We start from the raw sequence: 21,873 nt of genomic DNA on the forward strand, positions 1-21,873 counted from the left end.
CGTTGATGTATTAAGGTTCAATACCCGTTTTACAACGTAAGGTGTTTTTATTTGTCTCACTTTTTTAGGTCAGTACCCAAGTGTTGATTGGAGAGTTTTCTTGTTGAAAAATATTGGGATATAACAATATTCTTATCCACACTTACAAACTCGCCTCAGAAATCCCAATAATCGAAACCCCCAGCATAATAAACAAAACACCAACCACTTTCCACAACGTAATAGGTTCCCCGAAGACGAAGTAAGCGCCGATCACTGTGAATAGATAGGCGAATGACTGAAGCGGATAGGCCACGCTTAGCTGAACTTTGGACAGGATGAAGAGCCAAAGGATGGTGGCGAAGCCGTACATTACGAGCCCTGAAAAGACATAGGGAGAGAATAGTAATTTCAAAATGCCGAAAACGGATGAAAAATCGGCTTCTTTTTTAGTCATGCCGGTTTTCCATAGGAACTGTCCTATTACAAGGATGATCGTGTTCAATGCGATGAGCAGCAGATAACTTGGATTCATTTTTCACTTCTCATTTCAGATTGTTCTTTCGCATGGTCCAGGAATGCGATTTCTTGAACCAATTGTTTAATCAGTTTTTCGTGTTTGGAGATGATGACCGTCTGGTATGTCAATAGGATTAGGACGACCAGAAATGCGGCCATGAAGACCAGTGAAGGCATGTAGGTGATGCCGATTTGTGTAGCGATCTTATTGAGGAGCGGCAGGCAAAATGACGCGCCAATCCCGACTAATGCAAACAAAATCCATAAAAATGCATATTTGTCATGTAGCTTATTCCTGGCCGTCAGGTAAATGACTTGTAGGAAGAATAGAAGTGCGGCCAAGAATGTAATGAGTTGGATAGTTCCTGACATGGGTTACATCTCCTTTATAGAAACGATCGAATCAATGAAAAGAACGTTACCTTTATCATATAGTACAGTCCCTTTACGTTCGTAATACTGGAGGCACCGCCTTGTCGATCGTTCATTTCCGTTTTTACTTCCTTGATGCGGTATTTTTTTCGGGAGAGCGTAACGAGCACTTCCACTTCAGGATAGTCGACCGGGTAGTCTTGAGCAAATAGTGTAATCACTCTCTTGTTTACGATCCGGTAACCGGAAGTGGGATCATATACATCGATTTTGGCAATCATCTTAAGAAGGTAGTAAAAATAGGAGATCCCGATTCTTCGGATGATGGACCCTTTGTAAGCGGTTTTTTCGAGGAATCTGGAACCGATGACCATATCATAATCTCCGTCCTGGATGCTTTCCAGTAGAAGGCTGATGTCTGCTGGATCGTGTTGGCCATCTGCATCGAGCTGCATCGCATACTCATAGCCCTGCCGATGGGCGTACTTGTACCCGGTCTGCATGGCACCGCCAATCCCGAGATTCACGGGAAGCGAGATATGCGGTTTCTGATGCGCTTTTAAAATATTCAATGTCAGGTCTGTTGAACCGTCATTAATTACTATATAATCATAAGGAGTGTTGGTCTCGATTGTCTGCACGGTTTGTAAAATTGTTGCTTCCTCATTGTAAGCAGGAATAATTATGAGAACAGGTGAAGTCATGGAGGGTCTCCTTACTTGGATTTTGCCACTAACGAGGTGTATTGTGTGAACTGGAAGTCAATCCTGATGTACGGCACGATTTTTGTAGCAGCTTTAACAGCACTATTTGCTTACTTGCTGGCAGTACAAGTGCCGTTCATGAATATAACGCCAGATGGGCAACTGTATTATAACATGGCGGAGAATTTGTTGGAAGGCAATGGTCTAATTAACCAAGTACGGGTGGAAGAGATCATCGTCCCACCTCTATTTGCGATCATTCTATCGGTGTTTGCTTTTCTATTCAAATCTGAAACGTCTTTTTTCGTTTTTCAGTATATCCTGTATGGGATGAATGCAATCCTAGTCGCGGCGATTGCTAAAAACTTTTTTAAGAACAATGCGTCAGCTCTTATAGTAGGTTTGTTGTATGCCGTCCAAACGGTCTTGATACGTAACGGTCCTCAATTCCTGCTTACTGAAACCATTTTCATCACACTGATTCTGATTTCGGTTTTATTGCTGAAAAAGTGGATTGACTCAGAGGGAAGTATTAAAAATGCAGGGTACCTGATTGTGTTTATCAGCTTCACGTTGTTGTTCCGGCCACACCTGATGTTTATGTTTGTCCTGCTTGGAATGTTGCTTCTTTACTATGTATGGAAAGACAAAAAGAAGTTGCTGATCGTCCTGTTTGGCCTCGTTCCGATTGGTTTGCTGATGGTGAACGGGATGTACAACCAACATCTGCACGGGGAGTATGTAACATTAGAGAATTACAGTGGACAAAACTTATATATCGCGAATAACCCGTCCACGAAGGTAGATTTTTTCGCTACGACAATTCAAGAAGAGTTTGTTGAGCCGTACTTCTACACGCTGAGTGAAAAATCACTCCCAGAACGTAGTATTATTCTAAAAGAACGGGCCAAGGAATATATGCTGAGCCATCCCGTTGAAACCTTGAAGAATGTCATAGGTAAGATGGTCTTATTCTTTCAACCTCTCGATACTGTAGATTTGCTATCGATGATCTTGAGTGGAGTCGGCTTAGTGGCTGCGATTATTTTCGACAAGAAACGAAGGCTCCTTCACTTGTCGATGCTGATTTATATGATTGGTTTCACCTCTTTAACCGCTCTCGGATTGCTGATCGGCGGACAGCGTTACCGAGCTCCTTTGGCTCCTGTCTATTTATTGTATATCGGATTTTTACCCGTGCTGATCGCTCGAAGGGGTAGAAGTACCTGGACCACACCCAATTCAGACACTAGTCAGAAAACTCTTCACATAGAGTAACTTATAAATCCTCTACTCGAACTCTCGGGTGGAGGATTTTTTTCGATTAAACCTAGTTGGCGAAATTCCTTATGCTTTTATTATCAATTTGACCATTTCTGAGTTTTGAGGTGTTTTAATAGCTCAAAACTCAGATTTGGTTTCATCTAAGTAAATGAATTGAACTACGAACCCCTTCATTACGGCTTTTGTAAGAGGATTGAATTGTTACACTATTTGAAAACACTGTTTTGGCAGTAGGTACGTCTTTGGGTATACTATCTGGCATGAGGTTAGAAAGTTAAATTTTATTAGATTTTTGTAAGGATTGAAATTTTATTGGCGGTTGCCTGGTAGTGTTTTTAGCATGAAAAAACAAAGAAGTGTCTGTTGGATTGTCTACTTGAATAGATACCATAGAGCTTGAGAATCCAAAAGTGTTAGTGAAGGAAGAGAGGTGACCGGGCTTGTTGCTCAGTTGAAATTTGTGTGTGCTTGAGGAAGCAGGGGATGAAAAACAATGGGTAATTCGAGACGGCTGGAAGTATGTTTAGACTGTACGATTCATTATTTGAAGTAGCGAATTCGTATACAAGATAGGGATTACCCCGTGAATTGCATCGTTAATTGCATCAAATACACGAGATGAATCATTACGGTAGGAGGCGACTGAAATCCCTAGACAGAAACGTAACTGGCGCCAAGGAGCTTATTATCATGTCATCATGCGCGGTAACAACCGTTCCGATATTTATAACGATCCTGAGGACAAATATCACCTAATGCGCTGCATTTATCATACATATACCCACTATTCCTTTACCATCGTAGCATTCTGTATCATGTCGAACCACTTTCATATCCTCATGAAGTCAGAGGAGGATCTCAGTAAAATCATGAAGCTCATTAACCGGCGGTACAGCGATTACTATTCCAAGCGATACAGTCACGTAGGTCGCATCTATCAGCGGCGCTACTACTCGAAGCTGGTTATCAATCCTAATGTACAATTGATAGTTAGTCGGTACATCCACCGGAACCCGATTGAAACGAGAATTCCGCTCGTTGCGAATCTGCAAGATTATCCTCACAGTTCGTTTCCATTCTACGTCGATCCTTATTCTGAACCACCCCCTTACATGGATACGAGTCTTTTATTCCAATTTCTACCTGTATCATTTGAAAAAACTATTGAGGGTTACAGTACGTATTGCTTGCAGGAGTTTGGTGTGGACGAGCTGGAAGAACTGTCGGAATGGATGATGGAGATGAAGTAAGTGTAGAGAGCTTGGCTGAATTCAGCACAGAAAGAGCTCATCCGTCCTTATGAAGGAATGGTGAGCTCTTTCTGTTTACAAAGGGATCGATGAACTTGTTCCACTGATAAATACCTGATGATTTCTAATTTAAAATATATGAGAGTTGATACATGTAGGGTGTTCATTTTATTGTGATGAGAATACAAATGCCACTACAAATGTGCAGTCTCTAAGAACCGATGTAGTCGTGATTCGAGTGAATGAATTGTCTCGGAATTGTGTGTGATCCAGGTACCTAGGTGAGGTACCTAGGTGTCATCGTATTTCTTTTGTTAATATAAAAGTATTCATTTTAAAATAATTACCGTGACTTATGGGGAGTTTTTTTACCAACGCGCTCAATGAGAAAGATGCCCGCCATTAAAACAACGAAAGCAATGACATAGTTAAAAATGGTCTTCTCGATATGAAATACATTTAAAAGATAAAGAAGAATGACACCCCAAACAACCATGAGTAAAATTTTCATAGTAAACACCTGCCTGCTTTATTGAGTTGTGTGTGGTCCAGGTACCTATTCAAAAACTTTCAAGTCATATGAGTAGACGTTCTTGTTTTTGGATTGTTCAAGGATGGCATCCAGACCGTTAATATCTATGGACTCTGTTAATATCCCTTTCTCGAGCGAATAAGTCTCCAAATAATAGTGCTCTTTTTTATCCGGACTATGTCGCAATACGTAGAGATTGCCATCTTTGAAATAGGTTTCTTCGTTGTGGCGGACACTCGAATCACTGGCTTTTTCAAGGCTGAATGCTTTCTCTACTGCCATTGTATCTAAATGGAAAGAGTAGATATCACCCAATCCATTGGCGTAATACAGCTTACCATTATGGATGGCTGCAGAATTTTTATAATTGTATGGGATGGTGGCGGTTAAGTCTGTATCTTTGTAATTGATGACTTCAAATGTATCTTGCTTAAATGTGTTTTTATTTACTCGATAAATGGATACGGCTTCACTCGTATCATTGATAATTTCAGAGATAATCAGATAGTAGTAGTTTTCATCCGATAATACGGGTGCGAGTACTTGCAAGTTTTCAGTGGATTCGGATTGAATCGCCGCGACATCTTTTACATTAAGTCCCTTATCAAATGTCACTTCCTTAAGATGGAATTCGTTTTTTTCTAAATCTTGTGTAAGGATATCCACAGTACGATCGTTAGCTCCGGAAGCAGCAATATAATAAGGGATGCTCTCTACCTGGAAGCCGTTCGAATTTCCATATCGTACATCGGAGCTGTATCCGTCTTCTACAAAACCACTGTTATAAATACTGAAAAACAGGTCGTGTTCGGGTAGGTAACCAGTCCGTTCTCCTGTATATTGCGGAGCGTCCATTTTAAAATTTTTCGTCTTGTCGCTAATTAGTGTGACATTGTTTTTGTCTTCTAATAAAAGCTGATCTTTACCGACTGCTACGCTTCCGAGCTCAAGCCCTTTCATGGGCAGTGCTTGAACGGAGTGATCCTCCTGAACGAAAACGCCATAACTGACTCCTTTTCCGTCAATATCCTGATCAGCTGTTGTGGACAAATAGATAATGGCTTTTGTATTTTCTAGTAGTTTTTTTTCGGAAACCTCATTTAGAGAAAGTAATGACGAAGCAGGGATGCTTTTCTCTTTCGTAAGGGTCAGGATTAAAATAAGTACTAGGAGTAGAGAAGCAACTAGTAGGATAACTCTCTTTTTCTTCATTTCCAGTTCCTCCAACTCGACAAACAAGACCATCTGATAGGATTAGACGGCCTTGTTTTGAGATTTAAATATTTCGTACGAGAACAGTACCTTTTGCATCTCTTACATCACGTGGATACACTCCTAATCCACCATCTACATCCAAGTCCAAGGAGCCATTAAGTTTGTAAGCCGACCAAATGAGTTTGGAACAGTTTTTAGCTCCCGTATGACCGGTTTGACGATTGGTTGCAAAATTATAAGAATAGGATTGTCCAACTTGACTCCTAGCCCAGTTGGCAGCATTGTTCCGGTTTGTAGTAGAAGTGGTGACCGACTTCACCTTCGCACCTGAACTATCTACTTTGCGCGCTGTAGTTGAAATGGTTCGAACGCCAGCAGAAGGGACGGATTCCACAATCGTTGTGGACGTATAGTATAACCCTACATGGCCATGATCTAAATAAGCAGTTTGTGAAGGGGTATAATAGAAGTTACCTTTCGTACTGGAGCCTACACTTTTAGTACCGCCGGAAGCACCATAAGCAGATACATCAGAAGTCGCGGCTTTTTCCTGTTTGCCCTTTTCATCATTGTTCTTCAACTCTGTGTAGATCTGCTCAAGGACGCTTTCTTCAGACTGACCGGTATTCGCAGCAATTTCCCTGACATCCTTCAGTAATTCCCGTTTTGAAATATCAGGCTGTAGTTTGAGGATTTCATGGAGATCTGTACTACCATTCGTTAACCCCGAAATAGCAGAGACCGAACTTGCCTGGCCGAATAACAAAGTAGTAGATAACGAGAGGGCTATAATTGTTTTTTTCATTTTTGCAACTCCCTTATAGTTTTTTTATGTTGATTAGAGGTTGAGGGTAAGAAGTGAGAATTACAATATCCACTCCCTTAAGGTATACTCATTGAAAATTCTATGGCTGTAGTGTATGAAAACGTCCGACAAATGCTAATACGGTTACCACTTGCAAAGACGATACGAGGATAGTTATTCTAGTTGTAATATTCAGTCTTTTTTGCAGCTTAATTTAAAACTTGAATATACGTCAAAATCGGGGGTCCAGTTCCGTGACTGCAATACGTTACGTACACAAAGTTAATTGATAAACCAGATATCCAATAGTGTTATCAGCAATTCTAACATGGCGGTTACCTCCTATCTTTGTAAGTTTACTTCCACTGAATGTAATCATACTTTCAACAGAATAGAAGATGAATAAAAAAGTCGTAAATGACTAGAAAGGAAGAGGCTCGATGCACACAAGTATAGGTTCCGTTGTTAGAAAGATTCGAAGTGATAAAGCCTACTCTCAGCAATATGTTGTGGATGGAGTCATGACGCAAAGTGCGTATTCAAAATTCGAGTTGAATAAGACGGATATTACTTTTTCGTCTCTGTCACGAATTCTTGAAAATCTCGAAGTGTCTTTTGAAGAATTCCTATACATTCAAAATGAGTTCAAGCATAGTGAAAAGGATGCAATCGTTAAGAAATTCCTTTCAATTTCATACAATAATGAGGAAAAGGTGAAAGAGTTACTAACCATGGCAGTGAGCTATTTAAAGAAAAAAGACGACCATTTAATTAGCGATATCAAGTCTTTAGCAGAAGCGCTGCTCATTCTCATACATACGGCGGATAAAGAAATGCTTTTAACAAGTGTATCGAATGTATGGAAAAGGTTGTCCGTCAAAAACCAATTTTACTTTTCAGATCTATACGTGTTAAATGCGATTTTTTACTTTTTTCCACTGGATACGATGATCGAAATAAAAAAGCTAGCGTTCAAAAGTATTGATCGATATGGAGAGTTTCAAGACATCCAGCGTCTGAAAATAAATTTCTGTGTAAATATTTCACTCATGTTGATAAAAGAAGCCTGTTATGAAGAAGCGTTAAAAGAAATTGAAACTGCAATCATTTACTCAGAAAAACAGAAAGCATATTTGCAACGGGCGGTCTGTTACGTACGGAAAGGGATCTGTTTGAGCAGATTAGGTGAAGACGGATTACCATGGTTGCAAAAGGGATTGGAGATTCTGACTGTTCTAGAGGAACAGGAACTGTTGCAAATGGCAAAAACCGAAATTGAGCTATACGCTGGGTATTGACTATGGGTAACAGGTACCTGGACCCTACACTAAACAGACAATTGGCTAAGTGAATGAAGGAGAGGACCTTCTAATCGAGCAATCGGTTAGAGAACTTTTCCTTTGCCGACACAACCGTCCCAACTAGCTTTTCAAATAGATCGTGTATTCCTGGATACACAAGGCGTCCTCATCCAATCGACCGGGTGAGGGCCTTTTCTAATTTAGGAGGAAGACCATTGAAACAAACCACTAAACGAACACTCGACAGTCCTCGAAACAGCACTCACACATTCGGCACATTCCAAGACTCATCCAGCAAAGCGAGTAGTCATTGTATCCTTACGAGTGTTAGAGGAAACAAGCCTACTATACAACAATTGTTCCATGAAGAGTCAGGAAGATGGCTTCAGTGGGAGAAAGGAACACAGCCATCCAGCAAGGCAATCTGCAGAAACCTGTGTGAGTCAGGGCCGACTCGAACTCAAAGTAAGCCAGTCAGGGATATACCGCATGCCTGGAAATACATATTAAAGCCGTACTTAAAGTATGGCATGCTGATTCTTCAGCATCATCGAAGCGGAAGAGGAAGGCTATCGAACACCGAAACAGGAACGGTCCATCCATACAGAATTAGTGCGATTCACCCGTTGTACGGATTTCGGTTAAAGGGCTTGTAATGGTTAAGGTTCACTAGATGCACTAGATATGCATCACCAATCACTCACAACGGCAGTGTGAATCCATCAACCGAAATGCTATATTCTTGGTAAATATCAGAGAACAGCTCGTCTATCATGAGTTGTCGGAGGACTCCTTTGAAGTATCCCGGCAAGCTTCGGATGTTTTTAGTTTTTGTCGCCATGACCGTAATATGTGTCGCCCGATAAGCGAGTGTTTCAAAAAGTTCTTCTAGTCCTTTATAGATTTCGAATTTCAGCATCCGTCCAGATAGAACTTTGTGGATTCCGTAAAATTCACGTGCTTTTGAGTGATCCCCTGTAAATGCAAGTAAGGATTTCATCCTGCCGAAAAGAGTTGTGGATAACTTATCAGACGGAGGCTGAGACGTCTTTATAGGATCTTTAGGCTTTTGAGATTTAAAGAAAGAAGGTTCGATTCCTGATAATGGTTGAGAAACCTTGTGCTCATCGAGTTCCTGGCCGGTTGTTCCACTGTCCATTTTCCCCTGGTCAACAACGGGCAAAATAGCATAGATGTTGGCACCGAGACCGCTCATCACAGGTCGCACGTAATGGATGCGTTCGATGATTTCGAGCTTCTCTAATTTCCGCAGCGCGCGTCTCACTGTGGAGTTTGAAACCCCTAGTTTCGTTTCGATTGTCTGATGTTTCAAATGTGCAGCCAGGTATTTAACGGAGTAATAGCGAATCATCTCCAGTACGGCGCGGTCTGTCTTATTCATCGCATTCCAGTGGATATCGACATGTTGTTGGGCAGCGGCGTCCATTTCCTCTGCTTTGGTGAAATTGGCGTAGCGAGATAGATAGTGTGTCATGTGTGATCCCCCTTTTTACCTTCTATATAGAAAGAAGTCGGAAGAAAGTAGACAGACAGTTCACTATTTTTCTTTGAAAAGAGATGCTGGACCTCACTCAATTTAGATACTAACCGGATGAATGAGGGAGAATGTCCTCTGATTGAGAAATCGGTCGGGGGCTTTTTCTGTGCAAACTGTTCCTGCTCATTGTTCAACTCTTTATTAAGAACAGGTACGTGGACGATTCGTAGAAGGGGAGGAGGTTTGGGGAGTGCATGAATAAAAGGACCAACTCGAAGGCTAGTCCTTTTACTGATTGCTATTTAATTTACAGAATAGCGTATTAATTGTGTGTGGTCCATGTACCTCACTCGAGCTGTTTCCGCAACTTCAGCAGAAGGCGTTCTTTCCGTTTCTTGATACCCGGAACGGAAATTCCGAAGTGGGCAGCACAAGTAGCTTGGGAACAGCGATTTACAAAGAGCATAATCAGCAGTTCGCGTTCCTGTACGGAGAGGTCTCTCACCGCATCTTCCAATCCACCGTAATCGGCTTCGGTTTCTTGGGGAGTGGTTCCTGCGAATTCCAGAAGGTCGTCTTCTGCCGGCATATGCACGTCACTGAAACGGTTTTCCCGTTTCAGTTCATCGAGCATCGCCCCATAAATGGAACGATACGCATAAGGCGTGAAATTCCCTTTTGTTTCATCGAACCGCTGCCATGCTTGCCACAACGCAACTCGCCCCGCTTGGCGGAAGTGTTCAAAATCCCGATAAATGTTCAATTTCCGCATAACTGCAGATAGCATGGGTGTATATTGTTCGAGTACCTCTTCAAATGATTTCAATTCAATCAGCCTTTACAGGCCGTGCACGACGCTCGTTTATTCCCTGGGTGACTTCATCATAGAATGGTCGATTAAGAAAAACGAATCGTGGTATTAGTGGTTTGCTGTATACGAACTTCGAAGAATGGTAGGAGGGGTTATAAGTTTCGCTTAGTGAATGTGAAAAATTCGATGTTTCGATGCAGGAAAGGAAGAGCTAATGAAGAATTAGGGGTTGCCGTCGGGATTTTCCTGATGCTACTAGCATTCTAAACACGCAACTAACAATTCGGTTTCCAATTCGACACTAATTTTGGAACCTTAGACAGAGATAGTCAATAATACGGTAAATACTCCTATATATTACAAATTATCTATTGCTATTTGCATAAGATATTATATAATAAAATTAATTTAGTAAATTCTGTTAATTCATCACTAAGGATTGTCTATTATTTTTGATGATAGGCTTGCATAGTATACGGATTTGCTTAGTTAAGGGGGTGAGGAGTAGGTGGGGAAATGGGGCACAAAAAAGCCTTAAGTGAGAATCGGCCGTCGAAAACCAATCACTTAAGGCAGTTCTGCTGGGTGTACCAGCTTATGCTAGTATACCCTTTTTTACGTGAAAATAAAGAGAAAATTTCTAAAAAGGGGATAGGATGTTGAAAACTACAAACAAGTACATGATTACAACTGAAACGTGCGTTATTTTTCCTTACTTTAATGAGTGCGGTCGTTTGCTTTCGATGATTTTGGAAGGGGACCAGATTATAATCGTCGAGAGCACACCTACGAAGATTGTAGACTATAACTTGCGCCTTTCAGGTTCCAGTTTGAAAGGAGCTATCGATTGTGCGGATGAGATCTTAGGGAGCAGAACGTATCCTCCGGTAGCGATCAGCAAGAAACATGGCATTTACATGGCACCGACTTACTCTCCGAAAAATCCGGAATGTGCTTGGGTAGCAATCGAGCATGTGTATGAATACAAGAATAATGAGGACGGCCAAGTAATGGTCGTTTTAAATAACGGCAGTCGGGTCGTCTTACCCATCAGTTGCACTGTTTTTGAGAATCGATATTTGCGCACGTGCAAGTTGCAGTACAAGATTGAACTGAATACGAATCAGGTCATGAAGGTGCGTGAGAAGTACACGCAGTCTTATGTGATCAAGAGAAACGGAAAAGGGGTGAACTACTCAGAAGAGTAAACGTGCTGTGATAACTGGGCTGGAATAGATGACAGTCCCATTTCGCTGCAAAATCCTTCCATGAAAAGCAACAACCGCCCTGTTCATGAGTCCAGGGCGGTTGTTGCTTTTATACATTTCGGGATATTCAACATGCATGTCTTCCATCCACTGGGTAGCAAACCGGCAGAAGAGGAGTATCCCCTTAAAGTAACGTTTGTTTGTAGAACGGAAAAGACTTGAAGCTTTCAACTTGATTCCACAAATTCACTTTTCCGTCAGCTGCATGAATTCATGGACGTCCTCTACGCACAATTGGATGGCTTTCTCCCAAAAGTCCGGCTTCGTCAAATCGACACCTAAGTGTTTCTCGGCCAAGTCTTCCACCGTCATGCGGCCGGTGTCTTGCAATAAGGCGATATACTCGTCTTCGAAGCCGCTTCCTTGTTCACGTGCGTGTGCATAGATGCCGAGACTGAATAAGTAACCGAACGTATACGGGAAGTTATAAAAAGGGGTACCCGTTTTGTGGAAGTGCAGTTTCGATGCCCAGAACATCGGATCGTATTCGTCGAGCGCATTACAGTAGGCTTCTTTTTGAGCGTCGATCATGAGCTGATTGAGCTGGTCGACGGGTATCATCCCATTTTTCCGTTCTTCGTAAAATCGTGTTTCGAAGAGGAAGCGGGCATGGATGTTCATGAAGAAGGTTACACCCCGGCGCACTTTGTCTTCCAATAAAGCTATTTTTTCTTCTTCTGACGCAGCTTGTTTCACGGCTGCATCTGCCACGATCATTTCCGCGAACGTCGATGCAGTTTCTGCTACGTTCATGGCATATTTTTGGTTCATGATGTGCAGATCATTCATGACATGCTGATGGAATCCGTGGCCGAGTTCGTGTGCCAATGTTGCGATATTGGATGCTGATCCAGAAAAGGTCATGAAGATGCGTGTCTGTTCTTTGTTCGGAAAGCTCGTACAAAATCCACCTGGGCGTTTTCCAGGTCGATCTTCCGCCTCGATCCAGCGGTTTTCGAACGCCATCTTTGCAAATTCGGCCATCTTCGGGCTGAACTTCTGGAACTGGCTGATAATGCGGTCGGCACCTTCAGTATAGGACATCTTCGTTTCACTTTTGCCTAAGGGAGCGCCGATATCATAGATACTCAATTTATCCAAATCGAGTAAGTCGGCTTTCCGATTCAGAAAGTCAACAAACGGCGCTTTGTTCTGCTCAATCGCTGTCCACATGGCATCGAGCGTCTCTTTTTGCATCCGGTTATTTTCAAGTGGTTCTTTTAAAACGTCGTCCCAGCCACGTTGGCGGTACGTGTGCAGGCGGAATCCGGCCAAATGGTTCAACGTTTGCCCGAATAGCGAGGCGTTTTTCTGCCATTCCCGATGGATTTTTTCAAACAAATTTTTCCGTACATTGCGGTCGGGAGTGGACATCTTATTCGATGCCTGCCCAATTGAATACTGTTTCGTCTCCCCGTTTTCTTCTGCGGTCACGTGCATGCTGCCGACAATCGTATCGTACATCTGATTCCAGGCGTGATAGCCATCCACAGCCAAATCATTGATTAGAATTTCTTGCTCCAAGGGCAGCAATTCTTTTGCTTGGAGTCTGGCTTCACTGAGAGGAAAAGCGATTGCTTTCAATTGCGGCGATCCCAACAGCTGTTCCCAGGATGTGTCATCGATTGCTTTCAGTTTCTGGTCAAGTTTCGTACCAACTGCTCCCATCTTCGCGCTCAACTCCCCGCGCTTTGCGACCCATACAGCAGCCTCCTCATCATTGACGTCCTGTGCACTCAGACAACTGATGTACGCGTACACGTCCCGCAACTGTTTTTGGACAGGAGACAGGTTGTCCGTGATGGCAGCCAACGATTCAGCCGTTGCATTCTCCGGATTGAACTGGGTGATCTGCTCGTCCATTTGTCCGATTTCTTCAGTCAGCTGTTTCACGGTCTGTTGTAAATCTTCAGAAGTGCTGCCACCTGTAAAGATTTGGTCCAAATCCCATGTCTGGTTATATTTTTTGGTGTGCGTCATCCAATCTCTCCTTTTTGAAAGTATATTCCGAGTATATAGAAAAATTAGATGGAATGCTGAAAGTAAGATTGACGCTTTCCGGGAGATGGCTAGCTAAGAACGTATACAGGTAACGAGCGGGAGTCTTAAAAGTTACCAATTGAATTACACCTGTATGTTCGAGGATATTATGAAATCCCATTCAAGAGAGAAAAGAATTTGTACGAGCAGAATGAGCAAAGGAATCTAGAATGGATGTAATAGGTAGTATTTTCTGGAAATATAAAACTTCCTCTTATCTAGTGATAAAAGACTACGAACTATTTACCTATAATAAGATAAATGGTATACTTCATAGAAAATCACATCTTTACAATCATTGGCTAAATGATTCCATCAAAGGGCTCATTAAAATACTGGATTTTAAAAACGGGTTACGGTGACAGGAGTGATAGCAGGTTGAAAATAAATCATCTACTGAAACAAGCAATGGTTTTCCTGCGCCGGCTGACTCCGGAGCGAACGTTAAAGCGTTTGGAAAGTGAAACAACTATTTCAGAACAGCAACAGAATATGCTTGCGATGTTGGACAATTCAAAAGACGTGATTTACCACTTCCAAATCAAGCCGGAGTGGAAGTTCATCTACTTAAGTCCCGCAATCGACCTGTGGCTAGGGGAAGGGACGGCAGAAGCGGCAATGAAGGATCCTTCTGTTCCTTTCCAATTGGTGCATCCGGATGACTTGGCGGAAATGATGGATAAAGTGAGCAACGAAGTCGACTATGGCGACATGCTCATCCAGCGATGGAAGGACCAGGACGGGATCTACCACTGGTTTGAAGAACGCATCACACCCATCTATGAAAATGACGAACTGGTCGCACTGCAAGGCGTTACTCGCAACATCGATGAGCGGATGGAGCAACAACGGCGACTTGAATACCAGGCGAATTATGATGCGTTGACAGATATCCATAACCGGGCGTTTTTCAATGAAATAATCGAGCAGCTGAACGTGGAAGTTTCGACGCCGGCGGGTATGATTCTATGTGATGTGGATCGATTGAAAATGGTCAACGATCAGTTCGGCCATGAAGCTGGTGACGAACTGTTGAAACGTGTGGCCCGTTATTTGACGCGATTCAGCGATCACGATACAACGATTGCCCGTATTGGCGGAGATGAATTCATCATCCTGATAACTGGCGAAAATGCACACCATCACCTGCAGGAACTGGACGAAGTGATGGCCAAAGAGCTGGAAGATTACAATGGGATTCATCCCGAAGAGGAAATTCACCTGTCGATCGGCAGTGCGTACACTGGGAATTCCATCGGCTGCATGTCGCAACTGTTCAGACAGGCGGATGCGGAAATGTATCGGAATAAGGCGGAGAAACGGCAGAAGCGTATTGACAGGAACCGAAGTGTACCGGTGTGAAGTACCGGTGTGTCACACAATACAACACAAGAAACCCCAACATCAAGATACTGGTGTTGGGGTTTGTGCTTCACTAATATGATTGGGTGATGTGAGAAAGAATGTCTGTGCGCGGTTTCGTTCTTCTAGATGCGTGCGCGCTAAATGATGGATGCAACTTCATTGGCTGAATTGTATGAGGTCCAGGTATCTCACTCATACGGGGATGATAGTTTCTAAACACTCCCTGCTTACTTTGAAAGACTTCGGATAGTGTGTAGCTACTTCCACGTAGTCGTGGTTTATCAAATAAGTCATGGAATTATTAATGAGATACCTGGACTTTTTTGATAATGTCATTAGATTTGCCAGGGATAATTCGGTATCCTCTTGTACAAATACGTTGATTGTTATTAAAATATACAGTAATTCCCTTTCGTTCGCTTTTTCTGTCCAGTTGTCGTGGGAAAGGTATTCATTTATTCGATTCAATTTGAGAAGGTTTTCTTCTAAATCTTCTATAATCCCTTTTTGTCCAGAAGATAGCAATTGCAGCATATCGATCAAATAGAAAGTGATTTCGCCTTTATTAAGAGGGGAAGGGACTTCTTCAAGTGCTTTATAATATTTCGATTTATTTTTGTTTACAGCGTAGGAAAATGTGATAGCTGAGTATTTTTCCAGGTATCTTGATAAGTAACTTCCTACAATCAATCTGCCGGTTCTTCCATTCCCATCGTAAAAAGGATGAATGTATTCATAAAAGTAATGTGCCACCATGTAACGATACAAATTAGGATGAGACTGATCATTCAAGTAATCAATTAGTTCTTTTAAAGCGATTATGATGTTCTTTTCCGAACTGATCCCTATATGGGTTGTTGAATTCCCGTCGTTGACTTCTACGTACCCTTTTCTGAAGAGTTCACCGTCAGGGATATCATCAGAAGAAATTTCATCTGCAACTAAATTATCGTATAGAACTCTGAATGATTCTGTTTTTTCGAAAGGATCTATGTCCTCTATATGCAAATAAGTTTTCATGAGTCCTAGGAATTTTTTGTTTTTAGGCTCTGGTTTTGTCAATTCCTTTAATGCGTCGCTCAGCTCTTTCTTTGTACTTTTAACACCCTCTATTTCGTTATTGCTTTGCGCCTCGTTTATGATCAACTTGTTAAAATAGGGTTCAATCACAAAACCCGGTAACTTGTTCACTAACGAAGAAATTTTTGAGCTGTTTAACAATACCTCGTTATTCAACTTCATTAATTCAGGTATATTTACATAAAACAGCTCGAAAGTATCATTTGTCAGGCGCTCCCTTTTGAAGCCTTTAATCGTCAAGTTTGTGGAATAGCAACCATAACTTTCTTTCCGTTTTTGGTACTCTAGATTATAATCCGAGGTAGTTAACTTGTAAAAAAGTTTGGATAACTTATCATATGTCATCACTTAACCTCCTGAGTTTTAAAAATACCTTGTTTTTTATATTGTATCAGAAGTATACCCATATAGATATATGATTATGCTATAAACAGTTCCACTCGACAGGTGAATGAGTGAGAAGGTCCTCTGAACGAGAAATCGGTTTTGGGCTATTTCTATCCAAACTGTTCCTGCTTATTGTTCAACTCTTTATTACAAACAGATACCTGGACGATTATTTAGAAGGGGGAGTATTTTTGTGTACATGTAGAAAAGGACCGACATGAAAGCCAGTCCTTTTAATGATCGCTGTTCAATTCACGGAATAGTGTTTGAATTGTGTGTGGTCCAGGTACCTTACTCAACTCGGATGCGACTTCATAATTGCACGCGCAGCATGATAGCCGCTTAGGGCTGAGGACAACGTACCGGGTCCCGGGAAAGCCTGTTCGCCTGCAATGTATAATTGCGGATGGGAAGAACGTACGCTTTTCGGTTTTAAGATCGCATTTCTTACTGTTAGCGGAAAACCGCCTACTTCCGTTTTACCAATATACTTTTGATAGGTTAGTGGCGTACCTGCTTCCGAATAGAGTAAGTAGTCCTCGACGGGGAGAACTTTTTGGATCTCTTGGAACATGGCTTTCGCTACGCTGTTCTTTTTGTCTTGATAGTCTTCTTTTGATAACTGTTCCCACTGCTTCGATTGTGTATGGATGGAACAGGTCATCATGATTTCGTCTTCCACCGGTTCATGCTGCCGGTTGTAGGCAGGCTGGAAAGTGACGTATACCGGACCGTGGCCGTCTGAATATAAAATGGCTTGTTCTTTTTCAGGGACAATCTGAAGTGCGAAAGGGAGCGGCCTGCCATTGAGCTCCTGGTGCCAGAATGACGCGTTCAGAAGCGCATCGATGCGATACGCACCCCAGGAAACGTCTTCGGATTCTGAATGGCTTGTCCCCGGTCCGAATGAAATGCCGGTATTGTTGATGACCGTGTCGTAGACTTCATTACGCTTCCTGCTGGAGATGCGCCACTTTGAGTCCTCATACTGCAGCTCTTTCACAGGAGATGCCGTCAGCACTTCACCGCCTAGTTCGATAATGCGCTGTGCCAGTGCTTCACTTAACTGACCCATTCCCTTTTCGACGTAAAAACTGCCTCTTCTATAGATGTTCAATGCAAGACTCGATGGCAGCAAAGCAGCTTCTGTGCAGTCCGTTTGCGCGGCGTCAAGTAATTGCGCATCCAAAAACTGTCGCAGAGGCGTATAGGAGTCGAGCTTATACATACGTAGTAAATCTTCAACGGTATGGGTCGCATAGCGTGCCAGCTGCAGCATGCTTCCGGGGTGGGCAAGTACATGGAGCGGCAGATTTCCAAGATCATACAAACGTTGGATGGGCAGGGAAACCCGTGTCTCCGTTACCGCGTACACGGCCTCACTGATTTGTTCCAATCTGCGCCAAAAAGCGAGTACGTCCCCGATTCTTTCAGGAAACGCACGCCTCATCTCATTCTCCCACTCGGTCTTGTCTCGGAAAATCGAGATTTTCCGATCATCCAATAGGATGTCCATCGGGTGATGCAGCAATTCAAATGGGATATTCATGTCGAGTTCATGGAACAACGTATCCAATAGACCCCGTTCTTCTAAGCCGAAGGCGATGGTCGCACCGGTAGGGAAACGCCGGTTTTTCCGTGCGTAGGAACCAGCCGAGCCCCCGACAGTCGTCGCCTTTTCAACCACCGTGACGTGCCATCCCTCTTTGGCTAGCAGAGCACCCGCCATTAATCCGCCTATACCCGCTCCAATGACACAAACTGTTTTACTCAAGCCCCTCACCTTCTTTCTTGGAATGCTCATTTGTATCGTAAATTACAATTTCTGCGCCGTGATTTGAATTCATCTTACCATAACCGAATTGCATACTAGAGCACTGCAAATTTCAATCGGCCGGAGTTTTTTGTTACTTCCAACGAGAATAGAGATGTTCAATAATGAATTCCAGACAGGTATTCTGCATTCAAGTAAAGTTGTGTGTGATTACGTACACTCTTCCATCTCCACATTCTGTTAGTTTCACCCAAAAAACATCCTGTATAGATACAGTGGTAGTAGGTAATAATGCTTATTTGGTACCCTTCTGATTAAAACGGAGAATGGGGAGGAGAAAAGGATGGGAATTGCAGCAGTTGGTGTAGCGATTGTCTTATTGTTAATGGTGTGCAGGAGAATGTGGTATTCCGGTACTATGAAACGAAGCATGCTGGCTTTTGCGGCTATTGGTTTTTCAAGTCTACTATTGGCAGGCTGTGGAACCAATCAAGAGCAGGTAAAGCTGAATGAGGAATTGGAAACAAAAAATGCCGCTGTCCTGGAAGCGAATCAGTCTCTCAAAACAGAATTATTAGCCCTTCAGAAAGAAATAGACAAGCTTCAAAGTGATTTCGAGGGGAAAACAGCTGAACAGTTGAAGATTCAAGAAACCGTAGAGTCCCTACAAAAAGAGAACGCAACTCTTACTGAATCGATTACGGCGTTAGAGACACAGAACACGGAACTGATGGCTTCCGTTGGAGAAAAGGACAAAGCCATTCAGAAGATGAGTGAGCAGGTTGCTGCTTCTAAGTCTGCCTCTTCCAACTCTACTTCGCAAAGTTCCACTAGAAGTCAAGCGAGCAGTCAGTCTGCGGCAATCGTATCTAGTCAAGGTCAATGCGATATTAAAGGAAGCAATTCAGGGATATACCATGTACCGGGAAGTACGTATTACAGCCGGACCAAAAATGTGGCACGCTGGTTCTGCAGCACCGAAGAAGCAGAGAAGGCTGGCTACCGGGCACCGAAACAGTAAACGTCAACCGATTATACCGTTGTGCACCAAGTCCTTTGTCCATAACTCGGGCAAAGGGCTTGTATTGGTTTGGTTTCATTTCATTGAATGGCAATATGATTTCATAACCAATCAGACCACTTATGGAAAGCCTATCAACTGCAGTGCTATATTCTTAATAGATATCAATAACTCGTTTTCCTGAACTTTCAGAGGATACCGTTTGAGTATTTAGGCACGAGTGAATCGCGATGTGTTAAGATTCATAGAAGAACAGCATCCCTTTCCCGTTTTGGCAAAGGGATTTTAAGTTTACAGCATTTGCAAACGTACTCCATCCAATAGCAGGAAAGGGGGAATCATGATGCACATCCGTGAAATAGAAGAAAAAGATAATACTGCGATCGAAAAGATCATTAAGCATTCATTGGAATCAGTGGGTCTAGATATTCCTGGGACGGCATATTTCGATCCTCAGTTGGGAGAACTGGCGCAATTTTATCGCGGACAGCAGGGGGCAGCGTATTGGATAGCCGTAGATGACGAGGGTAAAGTTGCAGGTGGCGTAGGTATTGGACCTTATGACCAGAAGAATGGGATCTGCGAACTGCAGAAGCTGTATATTGCGCCGGAATTTCAAGGACAGGGCCTTTCAAAAGAGTTAATGGCAACTGCGCTTGGATTTGCACGCGATCATTATGACTATTGTTACTTGGAGACGTCGCAGAAACTGTCAATTGCGAATCGGCTATATAGCAAATTAGGGTTTGACCTGCTTGAAGAACCTTTGGAAGGGTCTGAGCATGGGGCGATGGATGCTTGGTATTTGAAGAAATTATAATACGGAACATATGAAAACGCGGACTCCCGGATTGCTAGGGTCCGCGTTTTACTTTTATTTGAAATTATAAGCTGTCGTAATCGGTGAACGTTCCATAGTTACATCGTTGTAGTATTCATACAAGCAAATCCCTAAATAGGACCCTGAGATATTCACGACGTTGGCGAAACCACTGTTTTGCAGCGCCATCACTGCATTGTAGCTCCGTTGTGAAGAGCGGCAGTGAACATAGACAGGTACATTTGTCGGTATCTCATCCATCCGCTCTCGCAATTCACTGAGTGGGATGTTGATGGCGTTCAATAAATGCCCGTTTGCGAATTCGTTTTTCTCGCGTACATCGATGATCACTGCGCCTTGTTCGACGAGACCGCGGACTTCGGAGACGTGTACTTGTTTGAACCGATCATACAAGATATTGAGTGCAACGAGTGCAGCAAGGTTGACAACGTCTTTTGCTGTACTGTACATCGGAGAATAAGTGAGTTCGAGCTCTTTCAAGTCTTCGAGTGTACCACCCATCGAAATGAGCGTTGCAATCACATCGATTCGTTTGTCTGCTGCACCTTTACCGATAGCTTGCGCCCCGAGGATTTTACCCGTCGGTACTTCGAATACGAGTTTGAAGTGCAAAGGATTGCTGTTCGGCATGAGACCCACTTTGTCGGGAGCGATGATGTAGACGCTATCCGCTTGGATGCCTGCTTGTTTTGCAGTTTTTTCGTTAAGTCCTGTCGATGCTGCTGCTAAATCGAATATCTGAATGCTCGATGACCCGATGACGCCCTTGTTTTGGTGAGGAATGCCATACATATGATCCGCAGCAGCGCGTGCTTGTCGCTGTGCCGGTCCCGCAAGTGCAAGTCTTGTCGGTTTTCGTAGCAGCTGATGATACACTTCGATGACGTCACCGACTGCGTAAATGGAAGGATCGCTCGTGATGTAGTTCGCGTTCACTTGAATGCCGCCAAGTTCTCCGATTTCAAGACCCGCTTCTTTCGCAAGTTTCGTTTCAGGACGTACACCGATTGCAAGAATGACGGCTTCAGCCTGAACTTGTTTACCGGAATTCAACGTCACGTGGGAGTCGGTGATTTCCGCTAACCCATCGTCGACAATGACTTCTACGCCTTTATCGATCATTTCCTTATGCAATATCTGGACCATGTCATAGTCGAACGGCATCATGATTTGATTGGCGAATTCGACGAGAGAGACGCTACGACCCGCAAGTTTCAAGTTTTCAGCGACCTCCACACCGATGAATCCCCCGCCTATGACTGCGATATTTTGAATGTCTTTCGTTTCTACGTAATTGCTGAGCCGCTCGATATCTTGGACATTCCTCACAGTGAAAACATGCGGCGAGTCGACACCTGGCAAATTAGGAACGATGGGACTAGCGCCTGGAGAGAGCACTAAGTGATCGTAGCTTTCTTCATAGGTTTCCTCAGTGACTGCATTTTTCACACGAACGGTTTTTGTTTCGCGGTTAATGGAAAGTACTTCTGAATGGACGCGTGCTTCGATATTGTACTTCTTTTTAAACGCAACAGGATCCATTAAAACAAGTTTGTCGCTGCTTTCGACAACTCCGCTCAAATAGAAGGGAAGGGAGCAGTTCGAAAACGAGACATGCGGTCCCTTTTCAAATATGACAATATCCGCCTGCTCGTCAATCCTTCGAATCCGTGCTGCTGTTGAAGCACCGCCGGCTACCCCACCTACTACTACAATCTTTTTCCCCATTCCAGTCATCTCCTTGTCATTGAAACTACTCTATACATCATATTGTATACCCCTATAGGTATATAATCAACAAAACTGCAATAACAGCTCCACTTAGCT

19 protein-coding genes are annotated in these 21,873 nt (G+C 43.0%); 7 read left to right on the forward strand and 12 right to left on the reverse strand.

The genetic code is table 11. From position 1 onward, the window contains the following. Positions 1-142 precede the first annotated feature (142 nt). The 3 genes from H9659_RS12890 to H9659_RS12900 are packed head-to-tail and all read right to left on the reverse strand — an operon-like array spanning position 143 to position 1,595. A complete protein-coding gene (locus tag H9659_RS12890; protein ID WP_191691222.1) occupies positions 143-514 on the reverse strand; it encodes an EamA family transporter in 372 nt (123 codons plus the stop codon). Next, positions 511-870 (reverse strand): DUF2304 domain-containing protein, encoded by a 360-nt coding sequence (locus H9659_RS12895; protein WP_191691224.1) that lies wholly within the window; start codon positions 868-870, stop codon positions 511-513. Before H9659_RS12895 ends, H9659_RS12890 begins: the two co-directional genes overlap by 4 nt. Positions 871-884: 14 nt before the next feature. Beyond that, positions 885-1,595: a glycosyltransferase family 2 protein gene (locus H9659_RS12900; protein ID WP_404828988.1), complete on the reverse strand. Its 711-nt coding sequence runs from the start codon at positions 1,593-1,595 to the stop codon at positions 885-887. A gap of 24 nt (positions 1,596-1,619) precedes the next feature. Here H9659_RS12900 and H9659_RS12905 point away from each other — a divergent pair, with 24 nt between their 5' ends. Continuing rightward, positions 1,620-2,852: a glycosyltransferase family 39 protein gene (locus tag H9659_RS12905; RefSeq protein WP_191691228.1), complete on the forward strand. Its 1,233-nt coding sequence runs from the start codon at positions 1,620-1,622 to the stop codon at positions 2,850-2,852. 653 nt (positions 2,853-3,505) lie between these two features. After that, the gene (locus tag H9659_RS12910; protein WP_318240734.1) at positions 3,506-4,108 is read left to right on the forward strand and encodes a transposase; all 603 of its coding nucleotides are present in this window, start codon (positions 3,506-3,508) and stop codon (positions 4,106-4,108) included. A gap of 343 nt (positions 4,109-4,451) precedes the next feature. Here H9659_RS12910 and H9659_RS12915 read toward each other — a convergent pair whose 3' ends face one another. The 3 genes from H9659_RS12915 to H9659_RS12925 all read right to left on the reverse strand — a co-directional run bounded on the left by H9659_RS12915 (position 4,452) and on the right by H9659_RS12925 (position 6,660). Beyond that, complete coding sequence (locus H9659_RS12915) at positions 4,452-4,619, reverse strand: hypothetical protein (protein WP_191691232.1); 168 nt, start codon at positions 4,617-4,619, stop codon at positions 4,452-4,454. A 45-nt stretch (positions 4,620-4,664) separates the two neighbouring features. Continuing rightward, positions 4,665-5,852, reverse strand: coding sequence for a hypothetical protein (locus H9659_RS12920; RefSeq protein ID WP_191691234.1), 1,188 nt, complete (start codon positions 5,850-5,852; stop codon positions 4,665-4,667). 64 nt (positions 5,853-5,916) lie between these two features. Beyond that, positions 5,917-6,660: a YiiX/YebB-like N1pC/P60 family cysteine hydrolase gene (locus H9659_RS12925; RefSeq protein WP_191691236.1), complete on the reverse strand. Its 744-nt coding sequence runs from the start codon at positions 6,658-6,660 to the stop codon at positions 5,917-5,919. A 440-nt stretch (positions 6,661-7,100) separates the two neighbouring features. On the opposite strand from H9659_RS12925, the gene H9659_RS12930 reads away from it, so the two are divergent. Beyond that, complete coding sequence (locus H9659_RS12930; protein ID WP_191691238.1) at positions 7,101-7,958, forward strand: helix-turn-helix domain-containing protein; 858 nt, start codon at positions 7,101-7,103, stop codon at positions 7,956-7,958. A 703-nt stretch (positions 7,959-8,661) separates the two neighbouring features. Here H9659_RS12930 and H9659_RS12935 read toward each other — a convergent pair. Next, positions 8,662-9,456 carry a DeoR family transcriptional regulator gene (locus tag H9659_RS12935; RefSeq protein WP_191691240.1) on the reverse strand — a complete coding sequence of 265 codons (795 nt, stop codon included), beginning with the start codon at positions 9,454-9,456 and terminating at the stop codon, positions 8,662-8,664. Positions 9,457-9,805: 349 nt separating this feature from the next. Then, a complete protein-coding gene (locus H9659_RS12940) occupies positions 9,806-10,285 on the reverse strand; it encodes a sigma-70 family RNA polymerase sigma factor (RefSeq protein WP_191691241.1) in 480 nt (159 codons plus the stop codon). Between the two features lie 641 nt (positions 10,286-10,926). On the opposite strand from H9659_RS12940, the gene H9659_RS12945 reads away from it, so the two are divergent. Further along, the gene (locus H9659_RS12945) at positions 10,927-11,478 is read left to right on the forward strand and encodes a competence protein ComK (protein ID WP_191691243.1); all 552 of its coding nucleotides are present in this window, start codon (positions 10,927-10,929) and stop codon (positions 11,476-11,478) included. Between the two features lie 246 nt (positions 11,479-11,724). Here H9659_RS12945 and H9659_RS12950 read toward each other — a convergent pair whose 3' ends face one another. Next, complete coding sequence (locus H9659_RS12950; RefSeq protein ID WP_191691245.1) at positions 11,725-13,518, reverse strand: M3 family oligoendopeptidase; 1,794 nt, start codon at positions 13,516-13,518, stop codon at positions 11,725-11,727. Positions 13,519-13,956: 438 nt separating this feature from the next. On the opposite strand from H9659_RS12950, the gene H9659_RS12955 reads away from it, so the two are divergent. After that, on the forward strand, positions 13,957-14,940 hold the full coding sequence (locus H9659_RS12955; protein WP_191691251.1) for a sensor domain-containing diguanylate cyclase: 984 nt from the start codon (positions 13,957-13,959) through the stop codon (positions 14,938-14,940). A gap of 195 nt (positions 14,941-15,135) precedes the next feature. Here H9659_RS12955 and H9659_RS12960 read toward each other — a convergent pair whose 3' ends face one another. Next, positions 15,136-16,368 (reverse strand): Fic family protein, encoded by a 1,233-nt coding sequence (locus tag H9659_RS12960; protein WP_191691253.1) that lies wholly within the window; start codon positions 16,366-16,368, stop codon positions 15,136-15,138. Between the two features lie 337 nt (positions 16,369-16,705). Continuing rightward, positions 16,706-18,184, reverse strand: a complete 1,479-nt coding sequence (locus H9659_RS12965) for a phytoene desaturase family protein (protein ID WP_191691255.1) — start codon at positions 18,182-18,184, stop codon at positions 16,706-16,708. Positions 18,185-18,527: 343 nt separating this feature from the next. Here H9659_RS12965 and H9659_RS12970 point away from each other — a divergent pair, with 343 nt between their 5' ends. Both H9659_RS12970 and H9659_RS12975 read left to right on the forward strand, forming a co-directional pair. Continuing rightward, complete coding sequence (locus H9659_RS12970; RefSeq protein ID WP_191691257.1) at positions 18,528-19,205, forward strand: sunset domain-containing protein; 678 nt, start codon at positions 18,528-18,530, stop codon at positions 19,203-19,205. Between the two features lie 343 nt (positions 19,206-19,548). Beyond that, complete coding sequence (locus H9659_RS12975; RefSeq protein WP_191691259.1) at positions 19,549-20,025, forward strand: GNAT family N-acetyltransferase; 477 nt, start codon at positions 19,549-19,551, stop codon at positions 20,023-20,025. A gap of 54 nt (positions 20,026-20,079) precedes the next feature. Here the strand turns inward: H9659_RS12975 and H9659_RS12980 are convergent, their stop codons facing one another. Continuing rightward, positions 20,080-21,774 carry an FAD-dependent oxidoreductase gene (locus tag H9659_RS12980; protein WP_191691261.1) on the reverse strand — a complete coding sequence of 565 codons (1,695 nt, stop codon included), beginning with the start codon at positions 21,772-21,774 and terminating at the stop codon, positions 20,080-20,082. Between the last annotated feature and the right edge of the window lie 99 nt (positions 21,775-21,873).

Origin of the sequence: Sporosarcina gallistercoris, assembly GCF_014836415.1 — a bacterium.
GTDB classification, from domain to species: Bacteria; Bacillota; Bacilli; order Bacillales_A; family Planococcaceae; genus Sporosarcina; species Sporosarcina gallistercoris.

Coding starts and splice junctions, on each gene's coding strand:
- H9659_RS12890 (WP_191691222.1), bottom strand. CDS start 514: ATGAATCCAAGTTATCTGCTGCTCATCGCATTGAACACGATCATCCTT.
- H9659_RS12950 (WP_191691245.1), bottom strand. CDS start 13,518: ATGACGCACACCAAAAAATATAACCAGACATGGGATTTGGACCAAATC.
- H9659_RS12920 (WP_191691234.1), bottom strand. CDS start 5,852: ATGAAGAAAAAGAGAGTTATCCTACTAGTTGCTTCTCTACTCCTAGTA.
- H9659_RS12930 (WP_191691238.1), top strand. CDS start 7,101: ATGCACACAAGTATAGGTTCCGTTGTTAGAAAGATTCGAAGTGATAAA.
- H9659_RS12935 (WP_191691240.1), bottom strand. CDS start 9,456: ATGACACACTATCTATCTCGCTACGCCAATTTCACCAAAGCAGAGGAA.
- H9659_RS12945 (WP_191691243.1), top strand. CDS start 10,927: ATGTTGAAAACTACAAACAAGTACATGATTACAACTGAAACGTGCGTT.
- H9659_RS12975 (WP_191691259.1), top strand. CDS start 19,549: ATGCACATCCGTGAAATAGAAGAAAAAGATAATACTGCGATCGAAAAG.
- H9659_RS12915 (WP_191691232.1), bottom strand. CDS start 4,619: ATGAAAATTTTACTCATGGTTGTTTGGGGTGTCATTCTTCTTTATCTT.
- H9659_RS12925 (WP_191691236.1), bottom strand. CDS start 6,660: ATGAAAAAAACAATTATAGCCCTCTCGTTATCTACTACTTTGTTATTC.
- H9659_RS12960 (WP_191691253.1), bottom strand. CDS start 16,368: ATGACATATGATAAGTTATCCAAACTTTTTTACAAGTTAACTACCTCG.
- H9659_RS12895 (WP_191691224.1), bottom strand. CDS start 870: ATGTCAGGAACTATCCAACTCATTACATTCTTGGCCGCACTTCTATTC.
- H9659_RS12980 (WP_191691261.1), bottom strand. CDS start 21,774: ATGGGGAAAAAGATTGTAGTAGTAGGTGGGGTAGCCGGCGGTGCTTCA.
- H9659_RS12970 (WP_191691257.1), top strand. CDS start 18,528: ATGGGAATTGCAGCAGTTGGTGTAGCGATTGTCTTATTGTTAATGGTG.